This is a genomic window from Actinomadura miaoliensis, from assembly GCF_039536785.1.
Lineage (GTDB): Bacteria > Actinomycetota > Actinomycetes > Streptosporangiales > Streptosporangiaceae > Spirillospora > Spirillospora miaoliensis.
On record NZ_BAAAZG010000001.1, the window covers coordinates 887,624 to 912,393 of the forward strand.

The 24,770-nt window shown below is 73.5% G+C and carries 3 protein-coding genes; all 3 read right to left on the bottom strand.

The window, feature by feature from the left end; translation table 11 throughout:
* Window positions 1-3: 3 nt before the first annotated feature.
* Genes ABD811_RS04105 through ABD811_RS04115 form a run of 3 tightly spaced genes read right to left on the bottom strand, consistent with a single transcriptional unit; the run spans window position 4 to window position 24,409 of the window.
* Window positions 4-3,927, bottom strand: coding sequence for an amino acid adenylation domain-containing protein (locus tag ABD811_RS04105; protein ID WP_344940879.1), 3,924 nt, complete (start codon window positions 3,925-3,927; stop codon window positions 4-6).
* On the bottom strand, window positions 3,912-11,651 hold the full coding sequence (locus ABD811_RS04110) for an amino acid adenylation domain-containing protein (protein WP_344940882.1): 7,740 nt from the start codon (window positions 11,649-11,651) through the stop codon (window positions 3,912-3,914). Before ABD811_RS04110 ends, ABD811_RS04105 begins: the two co-directional genes overlap by 16 nt.
* Window positions 11,648-24,409 carry an amino acid adenylation domain-containing protein gene (locus tag ABD811_RS04115; RefSeq protein WP_344940885.1) on the bottom strand — a complete coding sequence of 4,254 codons (12,762 nt, stop codon included), beginning with the start codon at window positions 24,407-24,409 and terminating at the stop codon, window positions 11,648-11,650. The genes ABD811_RS04110 and ABD811_RS04115 overlap by 4 nt, the downstream gene beginning before the upstream one ends.
* Window positions 24,410-24,770: the final 361 nt, after the last annotated feature.

Consider the following 24,770-nt stretch of genomic DNA (forward strand, 5'->3'; position numbering starts at 1 on the left):
TCCTTAGCGTTGTGAGGTGGCGGCGAGGCGGGCGGCCAGCACGGCGCCCATCTCGGCGACCGGACCGGGTCCCAGCAGTTCGTGGTGCTCGGCGTCGACGGGATGGTCGTGGACGCGGCCGTCGACCAGCGGCCCCCAGGTGGCGGCGGCGGTCGGCGCCCCGGCGGCGCGTCCCCTGCGGGCGGTGAAGAACACCAGGTCGCCGCGGAAGTGTCCCGGCCGGTACGCCTCGGCCTGCCGCACCCCGTTCTCGTAGTTGCGGTAGACGTTGACCAGGTCGTCCTCGCCGAGCGTGGCGAGCGCGTCGCCGCGTTCGGCCAGCAGCGCCATGATCTGCTCGATGTCGGGGTGGCCGTCGGGGGCGACCATGCGCGCGTCCACGCCGATGGCCTCCAGCAGTTCCGGGAGGACCTCGCGACGTTCGGAGTCCAGGTCCTGGCCGTGGTAGGCGTCCATCAGGGCGAGCAGGGCGACCCGCTCCCCCACCGCCTGCAGACGGCAGGCCATCTCGTAGGCGACCAGCCCGCCCAGCGACCAGCCGCACAGGTGGTACGGCCCGGACGGCTGCACGGCGCGGATCTGTTCGAGGTAGTCCGCGGCCATCTCCTCCACCGACCCGGGCAGTTCCGCCTGGGTGAACGCGCGCGCCTGCAGGCCGTAGACGGGCTGGTCGGGGCCAAGGTGGCGGGAGAACTGCAGGTAGCCCCAGGCCAGGCCGCCGGCAGGGTGGACGAAGAACACCGGCGGCCGCGTCCCGGTGGTGCGGATCGGCAGCAGCACCTCGAACCCGAGCCGTCCGGTGTCGTCGGCGAGGTGGCGGGTGAGCGCCTCGACGGTCTGGTGGGTGAACACGTCCCGGGGCGTCAGCTCGACCCCGGCCTCCCGGGCGCGGGTGACGAGCTTGAGCGCGGTGATGCTGTCGCCGCCGAGGTCGAAGAAGCTGACGTCGGCGCCGACCCGCTCCAGGCCGAGCACCTGGGCGAACACCTCGCACAGCCGTTCCTCGTCGGGGGTGGCGGGGGCGCGTCCCCCGGCGGCGACGTCGTAGCCGGGTGCGGGCAGCGCGTCGCGGTCCAGCTTGCCGTTGGGGTTGGTGGGCAGGGTGTCCAGCAGGACGAACGCCGACGGGACCATGTACTCGGGCACCCGCGCGGCCGTGTGCCGCCGCAGCTCGGCCGCGTCGGCGTCGCCGCCCTTGGGCACGACGTAGGCGACGAGGCGTTTCACGCCGTGGGCGTCCTGCCGGGCGACGACGGCGACGTTGGCGACGGCGGGGTGGGCGGCGAGGGCCGTTTCGATCTCGCCGGGTTCGATGCGGAACCCGCGCACCTTGACCTGGAAGTCGACCCGGTCGAGGTATTCGAGGGTGCCGTCCTCGCGCCACCGCACCAGGTCGCCGGTGCGGTACATGCGGTCGCCGGGGGCGCCGAACGGGTCGGCGACGAAGCGTTCGGCGGTGAGGGCGGGCCGGTGGAGGTAGCCGCGGCCGACCCCGGCGCCGGCGATGTACGCCTCGCCCGGGACGCCGGGCGGCACCGGGCGGAGGCCGGCGTCCAGCACGTACACGCGCGTGTCGTCCATGGGCCGCCCCAGCACCGCTGCGGTCTCGTCCGGGTCGGCGAGGGCGTCGCGCATGCCGGCGACCGTGGTGTAGGTGGTGGCCTCGGTGGGCCCGTACACGTGGCCGACCTCGGTGTCCGGGCACGCCGCGAGGACCTTGCGCATCGCCGCCGGCGACCCCGCCTCGCCTCCCGTCAGCACCTGGCGCAGGCGCGCGAAGGCGTGCGGCCGTTCCTCGGCGACCAGGTTGAACAGGGTGGTGGTGAGGAACAGCGCGGTGACGTCCTCGGCGGCGACGAGCCGTTCCAGCGTGTCGCTGTCGAGGCGTCCGGGCGGGGCGACGACGCTGGTGCCGCCGTTCAGCAGCGGCGTGAACATCTCGTAGATGGACGCGTCGAAGGCGTGCGGGGAATGCACGAGCACGCGTTCGTGCGCGGGGCCGCGCAGCCAGGCGTCGGCGGCCAGGTCCACGACGTCGCGGTGCCGCAGCATGACGCCCTTGGGGACGCCTGTGGAGCCGGAGGTGAACAGCACGCACGCCAGCTGTTCGGGGTGGGCGGGCACACCGGGGTCGGTGCCGGGTTGCGCGGCCAGCTCCGGATCGTCGTCGACGACGAGGACGCGGGCGCGGACGTCCAGTCCGGCCACGCGGTCCTTCATGGGCGTGTTGACGAGCAGGACGGGCGCGTCGACCTCCTCGACCGCCCAGGCCATGCGGTCACGCGGATACCCGTGATGGATCGGCGCGTACACGCCGCCCGCCTTCAGCACCGCCAGGCTCGCCACGATCACATCGGCGGACCGTTCGAGCAGCACCGCCACCCGCGTCTCCCGGCGCACGCCCAGCCCCGCCAGGCGGTGGGCGAGCCGGTTGGCGCGGGCGTCCAGCTCGGCGTAGGTGAGCGACTCCCCCGCCGCCGAACGCACGGCGACGGCGTCCGGGTGTTCGGCCGTACGACGCGCGAACCGCCCGGTGACGGTCTGCCGGGTGCGTCCGGTTGCCGTGCCCTGCCAGTCGCGCAGGACGAGGGCGCGTTCGGCGTCGTCGAGAACGTCGATGCGCGCCAGGGGCGTGCCGGGCCGGTGGGCGATCGCCTCCAGGACGCGCAGGAGCCGCTCCATGACGCGGGTGGCGTCGTGGGCGGTGTAGAGGTCGGTGCGGTAGTCGAGCCTCAGGGACAGGCGCCGTCCCGGCACGGCGGCGAGGGTGAGCGGGTAGTGGCTGGCGTCGTAGCCGTCCACGCCCCGCAGGGAGAGCCCGCTCAGGTCGGTGCCCGCCGTGTCCGGGTCGAACGGGTAGTTCTCCAGCACCGTCATGGTGTCGAACAGGGACCCGATGCCGGTGAGGCGCTGGATGTCGGTCAGCCCCAGGTGATGGTGGGCCATCAGGTCGGCCTGCTCGCGCTGCAGGCGGGTGAGGGCCTCGGCCACGGTGTCGCCCGGGCGGACCCGCACGCGGATGGGCAGCGTGTTGATGAACAGCCCGATCATCTGCTCCACCCCCGGTAGTTCGGGGGGACGACCGGACACCGCCGCGCCGAACACCACATCCGTACGGCCCGTCAGACGCGCCAGCAGCACGCCCCACGCGAGGTGCAGCACGGTGCTGAGGGTGACGCCGTGCGCGCGGGCGCGCGCGGACAACGCGGCGGTGAGGTCTTCGGACAACAGGCGCCGCACCCTGTCGGGGGGCGCGGCCTCGGGGGCGTCGCCCGCGTGCGGGGCGACGAGCGTGGGTTCGTCCAGTCCGTCGAGCGAACGCCGCCACGCGTCCTCGGCCGCGCCACGGTCCTGCTGGGCGAGCCAGGCCAGGTAGTTCTTGTACGGGGCGACGCGGGGCATGCCCGTGTCGTCGCCCTTGGCCAGGTACAGCGCGAACAACTCGGTCTGCAGCACCGGGGTGGACCAGCCGTCCAGCAGGATGTGGTGGTTGGTGAACACCATCCTGTGGCGGTCGGCGGCGAGCTTGATCAGCAGGAACCGCAGGAGTGGCGGCCTGGCCAGGTCGAACGGTCGGGCGCGTTCGGCCTCGGCGAGCACCCGGGCCTCGTCCTCGCGCCGCTCCCGCGGCAGGTCGGACACGTCGGCCTCCGCCCAGGGCAGCCGCACCCGCCGGTGCACGATCTGCACGGCGCTGCCGTCCTTGCGCTGCCGGAACCCGGCCCGCAGGTTGGCGTGCCGCCGCAGCAACGCCTCGGCGGCCGCCCGCAACGCGCCGGTGTCCAGCGGCCCGACCATGTCGAACACGATCTGCGCCGTGTAGACGTCGCCCCGGCCGGAGTCGTACCGCGCGTGGAAGAACAGCCCCTGCTGCAACGGCGACAGCGGCCAGATGTCTTCGAGCTGCGACTTCACTCCGGATCCCATGCCTCGTCCTCCGCGTCCAGCTCGGCGGCCAGCTCGTCGATCTCCTCCTGGCTCACCGACACCAGCGGCAGGTCGGACGGGGTGAACCCGCCGACCGGGCCGTGCGCCGCGCCGTTGACCACGTGCGCGACCAGCCCGCGCAGGGCCGCGTGCCAGCGGCCGGCGAGGTCGGCGATCTCGTCCTCGCCGAACAGGCCGCCCGCCCACGTCCAGGTGGCGCTCAGCTCGGGACCTTCGGGCAGGTCACGGGTCTGCGCGTTCACCTCGATCGCGTGGACCAGGCCGAGGCGCGGATGCTGGCCGGCGCCGAGCGCGTCGGTCTCCTCGCGGGCGGCGGGCGCCCAGTCGGTCGCCTCCGGCAGGGGCGAGCGGCCGAAGTAGTTGAACGCGATCTGCGGGGCGGGGTGCGCGGCGAGCCGTCCGGCGGTGAACGGGTTGAGGTGGCGCAGCAGGCCGTAGCCGATGCCGTTGTCGGGGATCTCGCGGAGCTGCTCCTTGACCTTCTTCAACGCGGTGCCGAGGGCCGGGCCGCCCGCGCGGATCTCGCCCGGCTCGACCGTCCCCGGGTCCAGGCGCACCGGATGGATCGAGGTGAACCATCCGACCGTCCGGGTGAGGTCCGCCCCGGGAATGATCTCCTCGCGGCCGTGTCCCTCCAGGTCGACCAGGACGGCGGTGTCGTCGGCGCGGCCGCGGTCGCGCCGCCATCCGGCGACGGCGAGGGCGAGCGCGGTGAGCAGCACGTCGTTGACGCGGCCGTGGAACGCGGCGGGCACGTCGGTCAGCAGCGGCGCGGTGACGTCGGCGGGCAGGTCCACGGTGAGGTGCCGGGCCGTGCCGAACGTGTCGGCGGCCGGGTCGAGGGGGCGGTCCCCGAGCGCCGGGTCGGGTGTGGCGAGGATGTCGGTCCACAGCGGCAGTTCGGCGGTGCGGGCGGGTTCGGCCGCCTCGGCGACCAGGCGTTGCGCCCAGCGGCGGTAGGACGTGCCGACGGGGTCGAAGTCACCGCCGCCGGTCAGGGCGGTCACCAGGTCGAGCAGCAGGATCGGCCAGGACACCGCGTCCACGGCCAGGTGGTGGACGGTCACCAGCAGCCGTCCGGACCGTGCGGGCCCGGCGTCGAACCACACCAGCCGGGTCATGATCCCGGCTTCGGGGTCGAGACCGGCGCGGGCCGTGGCGGCCTCCTCGGCGAGGACGGCATGCAGGTCGCGGACGTCGGACACGTCCACGCGGCGGACGAGTGCGGCGGCGTCCACCGTGCCGGGCTCCGCGACCTCGAACTCCCAGTGCGGTTCGGCGCGGTCGACGCGCAGCCGCAGCATGTCGTGGTGGTCCAGGACCTTTTGGAGGGCGCCGACCAGGGCGTCCACGGCGAGGCCCGGAGGCACTTGGAGCAGCGTCCGCTGGCTGTAGTCGTCGGTGGGGCCGGTCAGTTCCTGGAACCAGCGCATGATGGGGGTCGCGGGCACGACCCCCAGTCCGGTGCCCGGGGGCTCGGTCTCGGTCGCCCCTCCGTCGGCGAGGGGTTTGGCGATGGCGGCGAGTTCCTCAACGGTCTGGTGCTGGAACACCTCCCGAGGCGAGATCACCAACCCGGCCTGGCGGGCCCGCGACACCAACTGGATCGCGATGATCGAATCGCCGCCCAGGTCGAAGAACCCGTCATCGACGCCGACCCGTTCCAGGCCGAGGACCTCGGCGAACAACCCGGCGAGCACTTCCTCCTCGGCCGTACGAGGCGTCCGCGACGACACACGCACGGAGAACTCGGGGTCAGGGAGGGCGGTGCGGTCGAGCTTGCCGTTGACGGTCAGCGGCAGCGCGTCGAGCTTCACCACGGCCGCCGGGACCATGTACTCCGGCACCTGGGACCCGGTGAAGCGCCTCAGTTCCGAGGGGTCGATGTCGCCGGACGCGACGACGTAGGCGATCAGACGATCGTCACGAACGACCACCGCGACATCCGCGACCCCCTCATGCCGCGCCAGCACCGCCTCGACCTCGCCCAACTCGATACGGAACCCGCGCAACTGCACCTGCTGATCGGAACGCCCCAGGTACTCCAGCCGCCCATCGCTCAGCCACCGCGCCAAGTCTCCGGTGCGGTACATGCGCGTGCCGGACGGGCCGTAGGGGTCGGCGACGAACCGTTCGGCGGTCAGCGCCGATCGGTGCAGATAGCCGCGCGCCAACCCGGCCCCGGCGACGTACAACTCCCCCACCACCCCCGGGGGCACGGGCCGCAACTTCTCGTCCAGGACATATATCCGCAGGTCAGGGATCCCGGTACCGATCAGGCTCCCCGGAGCGGTCGCCGCTTGGACGCGATCCAGCGGCTGGTGGGTGACGTGCACGGTCGTCTCGGTGATCCCGTACATGTTCACCAGCACCGGAGCATCGTCCGCGTGCCGCGAGTACCAGTCCTCCAGCCGCCCCGGCTCCAGCGCCTCACCGCCGAACACCACATACCGCAGCGCCAGGTCGACGCCCGGGTTCTCCCGATCGGCGGCCATCAGCTGGTAGAACGCCGACGGAGTCTGGCTCAACACCGTGACCTTCTCCGCCGCCAGCAGCCTCAAAAAGTCATCCGGCGAGCGCGACGTCAGGTACGGCACGACAACCAGACGACCGCCATACGCCAACGCACCCCACAACTCCCACACCGTGAAGTCGAAGGCATAGGAGTGGAACAACGTCCACACATCATCCGGACCGAAGTCGAACCAACACTCCGTCGACCGCAGCAGACGCACCACGTTCTGGTGTGGGACGACCACGCCCTTAGGACGGCCCGTCGAACCGGACGTATAGATGACATACGCCGGGTGATCTGGGGAGATGTCCCTCGCCAGGTTGGACTCGTCGTAGCCAGGGGCGTCCACGTCCTCGGGGCGCAGGGTCACGACCGGATCGGCGTCCGCGAGCATGTAGGCGATGCGGTCGGCCGGGTAGTCCGGGTCGATCGGCACATACGCCGCCCCCGCCTTGAGCACCCCCAGGATCGCGACGACCAGGTCCACGGAACGCGGCAACCGCAACGCCACGAACTGCTCCGGCCCAACCCCCTGCTCCACCAGACGACGCGCCAGACGGTTGGCACGAGCATTCAAATCCGCGTACGTCAGAGACGCGCCCTCACACGTCACCGCCACCGCATCCGGACGAGCGGCGACCTGCGCCTCGAACAATTCGACGATCGTCGAGCATTCCGTCCGTCCGGTGGTGGTGCCGCCGGCCCATTCGCCCAGCAGTGCGTCGCGTTCGCCGGGGGCGAGGATGTCGGCGGCGCTGATGGGGGCGTCCGGCGTGGCGACGACCTGGCGGAGCAGGCGTTCGAAGCGGGCGACGAGCAGTTCGGCGGTGGACCGGTCGAACAGGTCGACGGCGTACTCCAGGCCGCCTTCGAGATGGCCGTCGCGTTCTTCCAGGTAGAGAGACAGATCGTATTTGGCCACGCCGGACGGGAGCGGTTCGGCGGCGGCGGTGAGACCGTCCAGGTCGAGACGGGCCTCCGGGTTGTTCTGGAACGACAGGACGACCTGGAACAGGGGGTGCCGTGCCATCGACCGGGACGGGTTGAGCACCTCCACCAGGCGTTCGAACGGCACGTCCTGGTGGGCGTAGGCGGCCAGATCCGTCTCCCGCACCCGCGCCACCAGGTCACGGAACGACGGGTCACCCGAAGTGTCGGTCCGCAGGACGAGCATGTTGACGAACATGCCGACCAGATCGTCCAGGGCGTCGTCGGTCCGACCGGCGATGGGCGACCCGATCGGGATGTCGGTCCCGGCGCCCAGACGCGTCAGCAACGCGGCGTACGCGGCCTGCATCACCATGAAGAGGCTGGCGCCGCTCTGACGGGCCAGGGCCACCAGCCCGGCGTGCAGGTCGGCGTCGAGCCGGAAGGGGATCGTCCCGCCCCGGTAGGACGCCTCGGCCGGACGCGGCCGATCACCCGGCAACGCCAACTCCTCCGGCGCCCCCGCCAACGCCTCACGCCAGAACGCGATCTGCCGCGAGATCAAACTCCCCGGATCATCCTCCGAACCGAACAACTCCCGCTGCCACAACGCATAATCCGCATACTGCACCGGCAACCCCGACCACCCCGGCGCACACCCCTCCACCCGCGCCGCATACGCCGTGATCACATCACGCGCCAGCGGAGCCATCGACCAGCCGTCACCGGCGATGTGGTGCAGCACCAGCAGCAGGACGTGCGTGTCGTCGTCCAGGGCGAACAACCGGACGCGCAGCGGCGGCTCGACCGACAGGTCGAAGCCCTGTCCGGCGGCGTCGGCGAGGGCGGCCGGCAGGTGCGCCTCGTCGGTCTCGACGACGGGGAGGCGGGGCCGCGCGGTCGCCGGGTCGAGGATGTGCTGGCGCGGTGTGCCCGAGGCGTCCGGGAAGATCGTGCGCAGCGGCTCGTGCCGGGCCACCACGTCGCCGAGGGCGGCGCGCAGCGCGTCGTGGTCGACGCGGCCGGTGAGCCGCAGCGCGACCGGGATGTTGAACGTCGCCGAGCGGGCGCCTTCGAAGCGGTTGAGGAACCACAGGCGCCGCTGCGCGTACGACAGCGGGATCACGTCCGGGCGGTCCCGCCGGACGAGCGGGGGCCGGACCCGTCCCTGCGCCTCGTCCAGGCGCCCGGCCAGCGCGGCCGCCGTCGGCGCCTCGAACAGCGCGCGCAGCGGCAGCTCGACGCCGAGCGCGGACCGGACCCGGCCGGCCAGGCGGACGGCGGTCAGCGAGTCACCGCCCAGCAGGAAGAAGTCGTCGTCCGCCCCGACCCGTTCCAGCCCGAGAACCTCCGCGTACAGGCCGCAGAGGATCTCCTCGCGCGGGGTGCGGGGGGCGCGGCCGGCCTCGGCCCGCGCTTCGGGCGCGGGCAGGGCGGCACGGTCCAGCTTGCCGTTCGGGGTCTGCGGCAGTTCGTCCAGCGCCACCACCACGGCGGGAACGGCGTGGTCCGGCAGCGAGCGGCCCGCGAAACGGCGCAGTTCCGCCTCGTCGATGGCCGTGCCGGGGGCGGGGACGACGTAGCCGACGAGGCGCCCGTCGCGGACCGCCGCCACGGCCCGCGCCACCGTCTCGTGCGCCGACAGCACGGCCTCGATCTCGCCGAGTTCGATCCGGATCCCCCGGATCTTCACCTGGTGGTCGACCCGGCCCAGGTAGTCCAGCGTGCCGTCGTCACGCCACCGCACGAGGTCGCCCGTGCGGTACATCCGCTCCCCCGGCGGGCCGTAGGGGCAGGCGACGAAGCGTTCGGCGGTCAGCGCGGGCCGCCCCAGGTACCCCCGGGCCAGGATCGGGCCCGCGACATAGAGTTCTCCGGGGATTCCGGGCGGCACCGGCCGGAGCGCGCCGTCCAGGACGTAGGCGCGGGTGTTGCGGATCGGCGCGCCGATCGACGGGACCGCCCCGTCCGGCAGCGGCCCGCTCATCGTGGCGCACACGGTCGTCTCGGTGGGGCCGTAGCCGTTGACCATCCGGCGGTCCGGCGCCCAGCGGCCGACCAGGTCGGGCGGGCACGCCTCACCGGCGACCAGCACGGTCCGCAGCCCGCCGAGGTCCTCGGACGGCACGGTGGCCAGGGCCGAGGGCGTGATGACCGCGTGGGTGACCGCCCGCTCGCGGATCAGGTCGCGCAGGCGTTCACCGCCGTACACGTCCGCCGGGGCGACCACCATGGCGGCGCCGGAGCCGATCGCGGCCAGCCGTTCGAACACCGAGGCGTCGAAGCCGGGCGACGCGAGTTGCAGGACGCGGGCGTCGGGCCCGACCGCCATTCCGTCGATCTGCGCGCGGGCCAGGCTCGCGATGCCCGCGTGGGTGACGACCACGCCCTTGGGGCGGCCGGTCGACCCGGAGGTGTAGATCACGTAGGCCGGGTGGTCGGGCCGCGGCGGCGCCGTGCGCCCGCGTGGTCCGCCCGGGTCCTGGGCGTCGATCAGCGCGGCGGTGGCGGGCTCGTCCAGCAGCAGCCGGTCGGCCTCGGGCAGCCGGTCCGCGTACCGCGACGTGCTGATCGTCAGGATCGGGCGCGCGTCACCGAGCATGTGGGCGATGCGTTCCGGCGGGTACTCGGGGTCCACGGGCAGGAAGGCGGCCCCGGCCTTGCCCGCGGCGAGGGTCGCCGTGATCAGGTCGGCCGAGCGGGGCAGCGCCACCGCCACGATCTCTTCGGGACCGGCGCCACGGGCGGTCAGCACGCGGGCGAGCCGGTTCGCCGCCGCGTCGAGCTCGCCGTAGGTGAGGACGGTGTCCCCGTCGAGGACGGCGGGGGCGTCGGGCCGCCGGGCCGCCTGCGCCTCGAACAGGTCGGTGATCGTGGCGTCCGGGACGGTGTCCGCGGTGTCGTTCCACGCGGTGAGGATCCGGTGGCGCTCGTCCCCGGTGAGCAGGTCGGCCCGCCCGACGGGCCCGCCGGGGTCGGCGGCGAACGTCTCGATGAGCCGCCGCAGCCGGCCGAGCAGCCGGTCGGCGTCCTGGCGTTCGTACAGGTCGGGACGGTAGTACAGGCGCAGGGTGAGCCGGGGGCCGGGGACGGCGGCGAGGGAGAGCGGGTAGTGCGTGGCGTCGTGGGAGTCGACACCGGTCACCCGCACGCCGTTGATCGCCGCGCCGGTGGCGGACGGGTCGAACGGGAAGTTCTCCAGCACCGTGACGGTGTCGAAGACCGCCGCCTGCCCGGCCGCGCGCTGGATGTCGGTGAGGCCGAGGTGATGGTGGGCCAGCAGTTCGACCTGCTCATCCTGGATCCGTTCGAGGACCGCCGCGAACGAGTCCCCCGGCCGGGCCCGCACCCGCACCGGCACGGTGTTGACGAACAGCCCGATCATGGACTCGACGTCCGGCAGCTCGGCGGGACGCCCCGAGACGGCCGCGCCGAACACCACGTCGTCGCGGCCGGTGAGGTGGGCGACGAGCAGGCCCCAGGCGCCCTGCAGCGCCGTGCCGAGCGTGACGCCGTGCCTGCGCGACAGCCGGGTGAGCTTCCTGGTCAGCGCCTCGTCCAGTTCGATCTCGGCGCGCCGCGGCATCGTCGCGGGACGTCCGGCCGCCTCGGGCGCCACCAGGGTCGGCCCGTCGACGCCGGTCAGGGCGGCCCGCCAGGCGTCCGCGGCGGCGGCCCGGTCCCGCCCGGCGAGCCAGGCCAGATAGCTCTTGTAGGGGGCGGGGCGCGGCAGGCCGGTGTCCCGCCCGCCCGCCGCGTACAACGCGAACAGCTCGGTGGCCAGCAGCGGCATCGACCAGCCGTCCAGCAGGATGTGGTGGTTGGTGAGGACCAGCCGGTGCCGCAGCGGCCCGAGCCTGAGCAGGACGAACCGGAGCAGCGGCGGGTCGGCCAGGTCGAACGGGCGGGCCCGTTCGCGTTCGGCGACCGCGGCGGCCTCGGCGTCGGGGTCGGCGGCGCCGCCGAGGTCGAGTTCCTCCCAGGGCGTCTCGACGTGGCGCGGGATCACCTGGACCGGGCGGCTCAGGTCCTCGTGCCAGAACGCGGCGCGCAGGTTGGGGTGGCGGCGCAGGAGCGTCCCCGCGGCCGCGCGCAACACGGCCGCGTCCAGTGGGCCCTCCAGGTCCAGGACGAGCTGGGCGGTGTAGACGTCCACGCCGCCGGTGCCCGCTGCGGCCTCGGCGTCGTGGAGCGCGTGGAAGAAGAACCCCTGCTGCAGCGGCGCCAGAGGCAGGATGTCCTCGAGATCGGACCGGGTCACTGCTGCTTCCTCCACGCGTCCTGGAGCTTGTCGATCTCCCCCTGGTCGAGGTCCACCAGCAGGTCGGACGGGGTGAACCCGCCGGCCGGCCCGGCGGTGACGTGGGCGGCCAGGCCGCGCAGCGCGGCGAACCACGCCTCGGCCAGCTCGCGCACGTCGTCCTCGCCGAGCAGGCCGTCCGGCCAGGTCCAGGTGGCGCTCAGCTCGGGCCCTCCGGGCAGGTCACGGGTGATCGCGTTGATCTCCAGGACGTGCGCCATCGGCATGCGCGGGTCCTCGCCCGGGGGCGTCTCCTCCGGTGCCAGGCTCCAGTCGGCGCCGCCGTCGCCCGGGGCGACGCGGCCCAGGTAGTTGAACGCGAGCTGCGCGGGCGGCAGGGCGGCCAGCTCCTCGGCGGCCGCCGGGTCGAGGTGGCGCAGCAGGCCGTAGCCGATGCCGTTGTCGGGGATCTCGCGGAGCTGCTCCTTCACCTTCTTCAACGCGGTGCCGAGGGCCGGGCCGCCCGCGCGGATCTCGCCCGGCTCGACCGTCCCCGGGTCCAGGCGGACCGGGTGGATCGAGGTGAACCAGCCGACCGTCCGGGTGACGTCCACCCCGGGGATGACGTCCTCGCGGCCGTGCCCTTCGAGGTCGACCAGGACGCTCGTGCCGCGTCCGCCGCGCCGCCGCCGGTGCTGGACGGCGGCCAGGGCCAGCCCGGTGAGCAGCACGTCGTTGACGCGGCCGTGGAACGCGGCGGGCACGTCGGTCAGCAGCGGCGCCGTGACGTCGGCGGGCAGGCCGAGCGTCAGCGACCGGGCCCGTGCCGCGATGTCCACGCGCGGGTCGAGAGCACGGTCGGCGATGCGCTGGTCGGGGCCGTCCACGATGTCGAGCCAGGTGTCCAGCTCGCCGGCGCGGGCCGGGTCGGACGCGGCGGCGGTGAGCCGCTGCGCCCAGCGCCGGAACGACGTCCCGACGGGCTCCAGCGCGCCGCCGGCCCACGCGGTGACCAGGTCCGGCAGCAGGACGCGCCACGACACCCCGTCGACGACGAGGTGGTGCAGCATGACCAGGAGCCTCCCCTGCGCCGTGCCCGCGTCGAACCACACCAGCCGCGCGACCGCCCCGGCTCGCGGGTCGAGCCGGTCGCGGGCCGCGAGGGCCTGCTCGGTGATGACGGCGGCGAGCTTGTCGGCGTCCAGCCCGGCCACGTCCACCCGGGTCACGTGGTCGTCGGCGCGCACGTCCCCGACCGGCCGGACGACGGGCCGCCATTCCCCGGCACCGGCCCCGTTGTCGTCCACGTCCAGGCGGAGCCGGAGCATGTCGTGGTGGTCGAGGACCGCCTGCCACGCGGCCGTCAGCCTGTCGAGCCCCAGGTCGGCGGGGGTGCGCAGCAGCATGGACTGATGGAACCCGCCGATCAGGGAGGCGTCGCCGCCCACCCGGTCACGCAGCCACGCCATGATCGGCGTGACGGGCACCGGCCCGATGCCCGTCCCGGGCGGTTCCGCTTCGACGGCGTCGGCGTCGGCGAGGGGTTTGGCGATGGCGGCGAGTTCCTCGACGGTCTGGTGCTGGAACACCTCCCGAGGCGAGATCACCAATCCGGCCTGACGGGCCCGCGACACCAACTGGATCGCGATGATGGAATCGCCGCCCAGATCGAAGAACCCGTCATCCACGCCGACCCGTTCCAGGCCGAGCACCTCGGCGAACAACCCGGCGAGCACTTCCTCCTCGGCCGTACGAGGCGTCCGCGATGACACGCGCACGGAGAAGTCGGGATCGGGCAGCGCCGTTCGGTCGAGCTTGCCGTTGACCGTCAGCGGCAGCGCGTCGAGCTTCACCACGGCCGCCGGGACCATGTACCCGGGCAGTTGTGTCCCGACGAACCCGCGCAGCTCCGAGGGGTCGATGTCGCCGGAGGCGACGACGTAGGCGATCAGACGATCGTCACGGACGACCACCGCGACGTCCGCGACCGCCTCATGCCGCGCCAGCACCGCCTCGACCTCGCCCAGCTCGATCCGGAACCCGCGCAACTGCACCTGCTGATCGGAACGCCCCAGGTATTCCAGCCGCCCATCGCTCAGCCACCGCGCCAGGTCTCCGGTGCGGTACATGCGCGTGCCCGGAGCGCCGTACGGATCAGGGACGAACCGTTCGGCGGTCAGCGCTGGTCGGTGCAGATAGCCGCGTGCCAACCCCGCCCCGGCGACGTACAACTCCCCCACCACACCCGGCGGGACCAGACGCAGCTTCTCGTCCAGGACATAGACCCGCAGGTCAGGAATCCCGGTACCGATCACACTGCCCGCAGCCGTCGCCGCATACGCCCGGTCGAGAGCCTGGTAGGTGACGTGCACGGTCGTCTCGGTGATCCCGTACATGTTCACCAGCACCGGAGCGTCGTCCGCGTGCCGCGAATACCAGTCCTCCAGCCGCCCTGGCTCCAGCGCCTCACCGCCGAACACCACATAACGCAACGCCAGATCCGTACCGGGCGCCTCCCGATCAGCGGCCATCAGCTGGTAGAACGCCGACGGAGTCTGGCTCAACACCGTGACCTTCTCCGCCGCCAGCAGCCTCAAAAAGTCCTCGGGAGACCGCGACGTCAGGTACGGCACGACGACCAAACGGCCCCCGTAGGCGAGAGCCCCCCACAACTCCCACACCGTGAAGTCGAAGGCATAGGAGTGGAACAACGTCCACACATCATCCGGACCGAAATCGAACCAACACTCCGTCGACCGCAGCAGACGCACCACATTGCGATGTGGGACGACCACGCCCTTAGGGCGGCCCGTCGAACCGGACGTGTAGATGACATACGCCGGGTGGTCCGGTGACAGCGGGACGTTGGGGTTCGTGTCCTCGTAGCCGGGGGCGTCCACGTCATCCGGTCCGAGGGTGAGCACTGGGCGGGCGTCGCCGAGCATGTAGGCGATGCGGTCGGCCGGGTAGTCCGGGTCGATCGGCACATACGCCGCCCCCGCCTTCAACACCCCCAGAATCGCCACCACCAGATCCACCGAACGCGGCAACCGCAACGCCACGAACTGCTCCGGACCAACCCCCTGCGCCACCAGACGACGCGCCAGACGGTTGGCGCGAGCATTCAACTCCGCGTACGTCAGAGACGCGCCCTCACACGTCACCGCCACCGCATCCGGACGAGCGGCGACCTGCGCCTCGAACAGCTCGACGATCGTCGGCTCGTCCACCGGCGCGGCGACGGTCCCGCCGGCCCACTCTTCGAGCAGGACGCGCCGTTCGGCCGGGTCCACGACGTCGATCGCGCTGATCGGGGTGTCGGGGTCGGCGAGCAGGGCGGTGAGGAAGCGTTCGAAGCGGGCGGCGAGGCGTTCGACGGTCGGCGGGTCGTAGAGGTCGAGGGCGTATTCGAGTTCACCGTCGAGCCCGCCGGGGCGGCCGGAGGCGTCCAGCCGTTCGGTGAGGATCATCAGCAGGTCGAAGCGGGACACTCCGGCGTGCAGCGGTTCGGGTTCCGCGCTGAAGCCGGGTGCTTCGAGCCGGGCCTCGGGGTTGTTCTGGAACGTCAGGCCGACCTGGAACAGCGGGTGGCGGCCCAGGTGACGCGGCGGGTTGAGCACCTCCACCAGGCGTTCGAACGGCACGTCCTGGTGGGCGTAGGCGGCCAGGTCCGTCTCCCGCACCCGCGCGACCAGGTCACGGAACGACGGGTCACCCGAAGTGTCGGTGCGGAAGACCAGCATGTTGACGAACATGCCGACCAGATCGTCCAAGGCGTCGTCCGTCCGACCGGCGACGGGCGAGCCGATCGGGATGTCGGTCCCGGCGCCCAGACGCGTCAGCAACGCGGCGAAGGCGGCTTGGGCGACCATGAAGGGGCTGGCGCCGGTCTCCCGGGCGACCCGCAGCAGCGACTCGTGCAGGCCGGCGGAGAGCCGGAAGGGGATCGTGCCGCCCCGGTAGGACGCCTCGACCGGACGCGGCCGATCAGCCGGCAACGCCAGCTCCTCCGGCGCCCCCGCCAACGCCTCACGCCAGAACGCGATCTGCCGCGAGATCAAACTCCCCGGATCATCCTCCGAACCGAACAACTCCCGCTGCCACAACGCGTAATCCGCATACTGCACCGGCAACCCCGACCAACCCGGCGCACGACCCTCCACCCGCGCCGCATACGCCGTGATCACATCACGCGCCAGCGGAGCCAGCGACCAGCCGTCACCGGCGATGTGGTGCAGCACCAGCAGCGCAACGTGCTCGTCCGGCGCGAGGCGGAACAGGTGGGCGCGCAGCGGCGGCTCGGCGGAGATGTCGAAGGGGTGTCCGGCGGCGGCGGCCAGGTGGACCGGCAGTTCGGCGTCGGTGGTGTCGGTGACGCGCAGTTCGGGCCGGGCGGCGGCCGGGTCGAGGACGAGCTGGCGCGGTACGCCGCCGCTGTCGGGCAGGATCGTGCGCAGCGACTCGTGCCTGGTCACCACGTCGCCGAGGGCGACGCGCAGCGCGTCGTGGTCGAGGGCGCCGCGGATGCGCAGCGCCAGGGGAATGTTGTAGGTGGCGGACGGGCCTTCGAAGCGGTTGAGGAACCACAGGCGCCGCTGCGCGTATGACAGCGGGATCACGTCCGGCCGGTCCCGTCGTTCCAGCGGCGGACGTCCCGTCTCGTGGGCGGTGCCGAGCAGGGCGCACAGCCCGGCGACGGTGGGCGCCTCGAACAGGGCGCGCACGGGCAGTTCGACGCCGAGGGCGCGGCGGACGCGGCTGACGACCCGCATCGCGATCAGCGAGTTGCCGCCCAGCTCGAAGAAGTCGTCGTCGACGCCGACGCGGGCGACGCCGAGCAGGTCGGCGACGATGGCGGCGACGGTCTCCTCGCGGGCGTCGCGCGGCGCGCGGTAGGGCGCCGTGGCCGGCACCGCCGACGGCTCGGGGTGCGGCAGAGCCTTGGTGTCGACCTTGCCGTTGGGCGTGAGGGGCAGCTCGTCCAGCACGACGACGGCGGACGGCACCATCGCCTCGGGCAGGTGCTCGCGCACGTGGGCGCGCAGTTCCTCGATGTCGACCGTCTGGCCCGGGGCGGGGACGACGTACGCGACGAGCCTCTTCACCGGGGCCGCGGCGGCGGGGCGGCGGACGTCGTCGGCGCCGGGCAGCCGCAGGGCGCCGATCGTGACCTCGGGGTCGGCGGCGACGGCCTCCAGGACGTCGACGTACCAGGCGGCGAGGCGTTCGGCGGTGGCGCGGTCGAACAGGTCGAGGGCGTACTCGACGGTCCCGGTCAGGCCGCCGCGGCCGTCCCGGGCCCGTTCCAGGAGGAACTCCAGGTCGAACTTGGCGACCGCGGCGTCCACCGGTTCCACGGCCACCCGCAGGCCCGGCAGGTCCGTCGACGCCTGGGGGTTGTTCTGCAACGTGAGCATGACCTGGAACAGCGGGTGCCGGGCCAGGGAGCGGCGCGGGTTCAGCACTTCCACGAGGCGTTCGAACGGCACGTCCTGGTGGGCGAACGCCGCCAGGTCCGTCTCGCGCACCCGCGCCAGCAGTTCGGCGAAGGCGGGGTCGCCGGAGGTGTCGGTGCGCAGGACGAGGGTGTTGACGAACACGCCGACGAGATCGTCCATGCCGTGGTCGGTGCGGCCCGCGACCGGCGAGCCGATCGGGATGTCGGTGCCCGCGCCGAGCCGGGTGAGCATCCCGGCGAGCGCGGCCTGCAGCACCATGAAGACGCTGACGTGGTGGCGGCGGGCCAGGGCGGTGAGCGCCTCGTACAGCCGTTCCGGCACGTCGAAGGTGAGCTGGCCGCCCCGGTAGGAGGCGCGGTCGGGGCGGGGCCGGTCGGCGGGCAGGTCGATCTCGTCGGGCAGGCCCGCCAGCGCCTTGCGCCAGAACGCGATCTGCCGTGCGGCCGGGCTGCCGGGGTCGTCCTCGGAGCCGAGCAGGTCGCGGTGCCACAGCGCGTAGTCGGCGTACTGGACGGGCAAGGGCTCCCAGCCGGGGGCGTGCCCGTCGCGGCGGGCCAGGTAGGCGGTGATGACGTCGCGGGCGAGCGGCGCCATGGACCAGCCGTCCCCGGCGATGTGGTGCAGCACGATCAGCAGCACGTGCTCGTGCTCGCCGAGCCGGTACAGGTGGGCGCGGACCGGCAGGTCGCGGGACAGGTCGAAGCCGCGCGTGGCGTCCGTGAACAACGCGCCGCGCAGGTCGCCGCCGGGCGCGATGTCGGTGATCTCCAGCGGCGGGTCGGCGTCGTCCAGGACGCGCTGATGGGCGCGGCCGTCGTGGTCGCCGAAGACGGTGCGCAGCGACTCGTGCCGGGCCACGACGTCGCGCAGCGCGGCGCGCATGGCCGCGTAGTCCAGCGCGCCGGTCAGCCGCAGCGGGATCGGCATGTTGTAGGTGGCGGTCGGTCCCTCCAGGCGGTTGAGGAACCACAGGCGTTCCTGCGCGTGGGAGACGGGCAGCGGGTCGGGGCGGCGCTCGGCGGGCACGGGCCGCAGCGGCGGGCGTTCGGCCCGCGCGCCGGACGCGGCGCGTTCGGCGAGCCCGGCGACGGTGGGGGTCTCGAACAGGGCCCGGACGGGCAGCTCCACGCCGAGGGCGGCGCGGGCGCGGGCGACGACGCGGGTGGCCTTCAGCGAGTCGCCGCCCAGGTCGAAGAACCCGTCGTCCACGCCGACCCGTTCCAGGCCGAGCACGTCGGCGACGATGCCGGACAGGATCTCCTCGCGGGCGTCGCGCGGGGCGCGTCCCCCGGCGGAGGCGGCGGCGAGGTCGGGGGCGGGCAGGGCGGCCCGGTCGAGCTTGCCGTTGGGAGTGAGCGGCATCGCGTCCAGCACGACGACCGCCGACGGGACCATGTAGTCGGGCAGCGTCCTCGCGACGAACGCCCGGAGCGCCGCCGTGTCCGGGGTGGCGCCCGGCGTAGGGACGACGTAGGCGGCCAGGACGGTGTCCCCGGCGGCGTCGGTACGGGCAACGACGACGCTCTGCGCCACGTCGGGGTGGCCGGTGAGGGCGGTCTCGATCTCGCCGGGCTCGATGCGGAACCCGCGCACCTTCACCTGGTGGTCGGCCCGGCCCAGGTATTCGATGTCGCCGGAGCGGGTCCAGCGCACCAGGTCGCCGGTGCGGTACATGCGGGCGCCGGGCGGGCCGAACGGGCAGGCCACGAACCGTTCGGCGGTGAGCGACGGGCGGCCCAGGTAGCCGCGGGCCAGGCCGTCTCCGGCGACGTACAGCTCGCCGGGCACGCCGACCGGCACCGGCCGCAGCGCCGCGTCCAGCACGTAGGCGCGGGTGTTGGCCATGGGGCGGCCGATCGGGGCGACGCCGCCGTCGTCGCCGTCGTCGAACCAGCCGGTGACGAACACGGTCGCCTCGGTGGGCCCGTAGATGTTGGACAGGCGCGCGCCGGGCACGCGCTCGCGGGCGTCCCGCAGCAGCTGCGGCGGCAGCGCCTCGCCGCCGAACGCCAGGTCGTCGACGCGCAGCCGCAGGCCGTCGCGGGCCAGCAGCACCGCCAAAGCGGACGGGACGCCGCTGACCAGCGTGCCCTCCCAGCCGCCGCGTTCGGCGACCTCCAGCAGGTCCCGCACCACCTCGACGTGGCCGCCCACGGTGAGCGGGACGAGCCATTCGAACACCGACACGTCGAAGTTCAGCGACGTGGAGAACAGCACGCGGTGCAGCCGGCCGGCGCCGTAGAACGCCGCGCCGCCCGCGCAGAAGTCGGCCAGGCCGGCGTGCGAGACGACGACGCCCTTGGGGCGGCCGGTGGACCCGGACGTGTAGATCACGTACGCGGCGTGGCCCGGCCGCAGCGGACGCACCCGGTCGGCGTCGGTGACGTTACCGGCGGGGTGCTCCGGCAGCGGCAGCGCGTCCAGCTCGACGCGCGGCGCGCCGTCCGGCAGCGCGATGCCCCGGGTCGTCAGGACGCAGGCCGGGGCCGCGTCGTCCAGCATGAACGCGATGCGGTCCGCCGGATAGGCGGGGTCGATCGGCAGGTAGGCGGCCCCGGTCTTGAGCACCGCCAGCGCCGCCACCACCAGATCCGTGTCACGCGGCAACGCGAGCGCGACCCGATCCTCCGGGCCGACGCCCCGCCCGATCAGATGACGGGCCAGCCGGTTGGCCCGCGCGTTCAGCTCCGCATACGTCAGCGTCGTCCCACCATGGGTGACGGCGGGCGCGTCGGGCGTGCGGGCGGCCTGCGCCTCCACCAGCTCGGGTGCCAGGGCGTCCGGGACGGGCAGCGCGGTGTCGTTCCACTCGCCGAACAGGCGGTGGCGTTCGGTCTCCTCCAGCAGGTCGACCGCGCCGAGCCGCCGGCCGGGGTCGGCGGCGACGGCGGCGAGCAGCCGTTCCAGGCGGACGGCCATCGACCGGGCGGTGCCGGCGTCGAACAGGTCGACGGCGTATTCGAGGCGGCAGTCGATCCCGGCGGGGTTGCCCGCGGCGTCGCGGCGCTCGTCCACCAGCAGCGCCAGGTCGAAGCGGGACACGCCCGTGTCGACCGGCTCCAGCGCGACCGTCAGTCCCGGCAGCTCCACCCGCGCCGACGGGTCGGTCTGCATCGAGATCATGACCTGGAACAGCGGGTGCCGGGCCAGGGAACGGCGCGGGTTCAGCACCTCCACGAGGCGTTCGAACGGCACGTCCTGGTGGGCGAACGCCGCCAGATCCGTGTCACGCACCCGCGCCAGCAGCTCGGTGAACGCGGGGTCGCCGGAGGTGTCGGTGCGCAGGACGAGGGTGTTGACGAACACGCCGACCAGCCCGTCCAGCGCCCGGTCGGTGCGGCCCGCGACCGGCGAGCCGATCGGGATGTCGGTGCCCGCGCCGAGCCGGGTGAACAGCCCCGCCAGCGCCGCCTGCAGCACCATGAACAGGCTGGCGCGGTGTTCGCGGGCCAGGTCGGCGAGCGCGGCGTGCAGGCCGGCGGGCAGCGTGAACGGCACCTGCGCGCCCCGGTGGGACGCCCGTGCGGGGCGGGGCCGGTCGGTGGGCAGTTCGAGCTGGTCGGGCAGCCCGGCCAGGGCCTGTTTCCAGTAGGCGAGCTGCCGTGCGGCCAGGCTGCCCGGGTCGTCCTCGGAGCCGAGCAGGGCGCGCTGCCACAGCGCGTAGTCGGCGTACTGGACGGGCAGCGGCTCCCACACCGGCGCCCGGCCCTCGGCGCGCGCCGCGTACGCGGTGATCAGGTCGGTGGCCAGCGGCTCCATCGACCAGCCGTCTCCGGCGACGTGGTGCAGCACGATCAGCAGCAGGTGCTCGTCGCCGTCGTCGCGGCGGCCGAGGCGGAACACGTGCGCGCGGACGGGCAGGTCGCGGGTCAGGTCGAAGCCGCGGGTGGCGGCGGCCAGGATCTCCCGGCGGCGTTCGGCGTCGGTGGCGGCGGCCAGGTCGGCGACCGTCAGCACCGGGTCGACCTCGTCGGGGTAGCGCAGGATCCGCTGGTGCGGCTCGCCGCCGATCTCGGTGAACACGGTGCGCAGGGCCTCGTGGCGGGCCAGCATGTCGTCCATCGCGGCGCGCACCGCGTCCAGGTCGAGCCTGCCGGTGAGCCGCAGCGGGATCGGGATGTTGTAGACGGCCGAGCCGCCGTCCAGGTCGTTGATGAACCACAGCCGCCGCTGCGCGTACGACACGGGGAGGGGGTCGGGCCTCCTCCCGGCCGTCAGCGCGGGGCGCCGCCCGCCGGACGCGTCGAGGCGCGCGGCCAGGGCGGCGACGGTGGGCGCCTCGAACACCGCGCGGACGGCCAGGTCGCAGCCGAGCGCGGCGCGGGCGCGGGCGGCCACGCGGGTGGCCTTGAGGGAGTCGCCTCCCAGGTCGAAGAAGTCGTCGTCGATGCCGACCCGTTCCACGCCGAGCACGTCGGCGAAGATGCCGCACAGGGTCTGCTCGCGGGCGTCACGGGGGGCGCGGCTTTCGGGGGACGCGGCGAAGCCGGGGGCGGGCAGGGCGGCGCGGTCGAGCTTGCCGTTCGGGTTGAGCGGCAGCTCGTCCAGCACGACGACCGCCGCCGGGACCATGTAGTCGGGCAGTGTCTCACCGGCGAACGCCCGCAGCGCCGCCGGATCGGCGGTCCTTCCCGGGGCCGGGACGACGTAGGCGAGCAGGGTCGTGTCCCCGGCGGCGTCGGTGCGGGCGACGACGACGCTCTGCGCCACGTCGGGGTGGCCGGTGAGGGCGGTCTCGATCTCGCCGGGCTCGATGCGGAACCCGCGCACCTTCACCTGGTGGTCGGCCCGGCCCAGGTATTCGATGTCGCCGGAGCGGGTCCAGCGCACCAGGTCGCCGGTGCGGTACATGCGCTCGCCGCGCGGGCCGAACGGGCACGCCACGAACCGCTGCGCGGTGAGCGCCGGACGGTCGAGGTAGCCGCGGGCCAGGCCGTCGCCCGCCAGGTACAGCTCCCCGGGGGCGCCCACGGGGACCGGGCGAAGCGCCGCGTCCAGCACATAGGCGCGGGTGTTGGCGAGGGGACGGCCGATCGGCGCCATGCCCTCGGCGTTGCCGTCGTCGTACCAGGCGGTGACGTAGACGGTGGCCTCGGTCGGGCCGTAGATGTTGGAGATCCGCGCGTCCGGCAGCAGTTCCCGCAGCTCGCGCACCAGCCGGGGCGGCAGCGCCTCGCCCGCCAGCACCACGTCCGACGCCGACAGGTCCGGGCGGCCCGCGCCGAGCAGCGCCGACATCGCCGACGGGACGCCGCTGACCAGCGATCCGTGCCAGCCGCCGCGTTCGGCGACCTCCAGCAGGTCCCGCACCACCTCGACATGGCCGCCGACCGTGAGCGGCGCCAGCCATTCGAACACCGACACGTCGAAGTTCAGCGACGTGGAGAACAGCACGCGGCGCAGCCGCTCGGCGCCGAAGTCGCGTGCCGCCCACGCACAGAAGTCGACGGCGTTGGCGTGGGACACCACGACGCCCTTGGGCCGTCCCGTGGAGCCGGAGGTGTAGATGACGTAGGCGGCGTTGCCGGGACGCAGCGGACGCACCCGGTCGGCGTCGGTGACGTCGGCGGCGGAGTGCACGGCGAGGTCCAGCGCGTCCAGCCGCACCCGCCGTCCGCCCTCGGGCAGCCTCGTCGTGCTCGTGGTGATGACGCAGGCGGGGGCGGCGTCGTCCAGCATGAACGCGATACGGTCCGCCGGATAGGCGGGGTCGATCGGCAGGTACGCGGCCCCGGCCTTGAGCACCGCCAGCGCCGCCACCACCAGATCCGCGTCACGCGGCAACGCCAGCCCGACCCGATCCTCCGGGCCGACCCCCTGCCCGATCAGATGACGGGCCAGCCGGTTGGCCCGCGCGTTCAGCTCCGCATACGTCAGCGTCGTCCCGGCATGCGTGACGGCGGGCGCGTCGGGCGTGCGGGCGGCCTGGGCCTCCACCAGTTCCGGCACGGCGGCCGGCGGCACCGGCATGGCCGTGTCGTTCCACTCCTTGAGCACCAGGGCGCGTTCGGCGGCGTCCAGGATCTCCACGTCGCCCAGCCGCGTGGCCGGATCGACATCGCCCAGCGCCCGCAGCAGCCGCAGGTACCGCTCCTGGTGGGCGGCGACCTCCTCGGGCGTGTAGAGGGCGGGGTGCGCGTCGAAGTCGACGCGCATGCCGGCGCCGTCGAAGTTGTCGTAGATGTTGATCGACAGGTCGTCGATCGGCCCGGTGGTGATGGGGTGCATCCGTGCGGGCAGGCCCGCGAAGTCCAGCCGGTAGTCGAAGGCCATGATGTTGATGACCGGCCCGTGCAGGCGGCGCCGCTCACCGAGCAGCCGCAGGTCGCGCAGCAGGTCCTCGCGCCGGTAGCGCTGGTGGCGCAGCAGCCGGGCGGCGGCCCGGGCGGTGGTGCGCACCAGCTCCTCGACGGTCATGTCCGGCCGGACGGTCACCCGCAGCGGCAGGATCGTGGCCAGCATCGCGGGCGTGTCCAGCGCCAGCCGGGACGCGCGGCCGGTGACCGCCATGCCCAGGATCACGTCGTCGGTGCCGGTCATCCGCGCGACGTACGCGGCGGTCGCGGCGATCGCCAGCGCGGGCGAGGCGGTGCGCAGCCGCCGCGCGCCGGCCGCCAGCGCGGCCGTCTCCTCCGGTGACAGCGCGGCGACGCGGCTGAGGTAGTCGGCGGTCGGCTCGGCCAGGCCGTCGCTCAGGCCGACCGCGAGGGGACGGTCGGCGAACCGTTCCGTCCAGTAGGCGCGGTCCCGCTGGAAGCGCTCGGACTCGCGGTAGGCGGCCTCCTCCGCCAGCACCTCCCGGTACGAGCCGCGCGGGGCGGGCTCGTACTCCTCGCCGCGGGCCAGCCGCGTGTAGATCTCGGCGGCGCGGCGGCTGATGATCGAGCCGCAGTAGGCGTCCTGGATGACGTGGTGGGCGCGGATGAACCACCAGTGCAGGCCGGGCGCCAGCCGCAGCAGCGCGGTCACGTACAGCCGGTCGGCGTCCAGCGGCAGCGGCTCGGCCAGGCGGGCGCGCATCCACGCGCGGGCGGCGGCGCGCGGGTCCGCCTCCCCGCTCAGGTCCACGAGCGGAATCGCCGCCGAGGGGGCCGGGTCGAGAATCTGGCAGGGCTCCCCGTCGCGTTCGACCAGGCGCACATGCATCGCCTCGACCTCGTGCGCGGCGATCCGCGCCACGCGGTCGAGCAATTCGTGGTCGACCGGGCCCTCGATCTCGATGTACTGCGCGATGTGAATCGGCGTCCGGGGCGCCAGCTGCTGGGCGTACCAGACCGCGCGTTGCGCCGCCGAAAGGGGCACATACTCAATGGAGGACATCAAGGCAAATGCTTTCCCGGTCGCGGGGGATTCGATTTTCGCGAAGAGTGATCACCGAACTTCGGGCTGTTTCCCCGTCCCCTTTCCCCGAGTACCGCCCGGCGCCCCGTGCACCGAGCGCGCCGCCGCGGTCGCGGTCCGGATTCACGGACGGGTGCGCGCGACCGCCACTTCGCCGGCCCGGATGGGGGTCCGCCCTCCGACCTCGTCTACCGCCGAGTAGCGGGCCCACAGTCAACCAGCCCGCCCAGCGGACTGGCAATCCCCCAAAAAGTAGAAGTTGACCACGTGAAATGCTCACGACCGTGACAAAAAAGCGCGTCCGCCGCCCGGCGCCGCGCCCGCCGGACGCGCGGGATGT

Bases quoted from the DNA above. Each gene is read 5' to 3' on its own strand.
- ABD811_RS04105 (WP_344940879.1), bottom strand. From the start codon at position 3,927: ATGGGATCCGGAGTGAAGTCGCAGCTCGAAGACATCTGGCCGCTGTCG.
- ABD811_RS04115 (WP_344940885.1), bottom strand. From the start codon at position 24,409: ATGTCCTCCATTGAGTATGTGCCCCTTTCGGCGGCGCAACGCGCGGTC.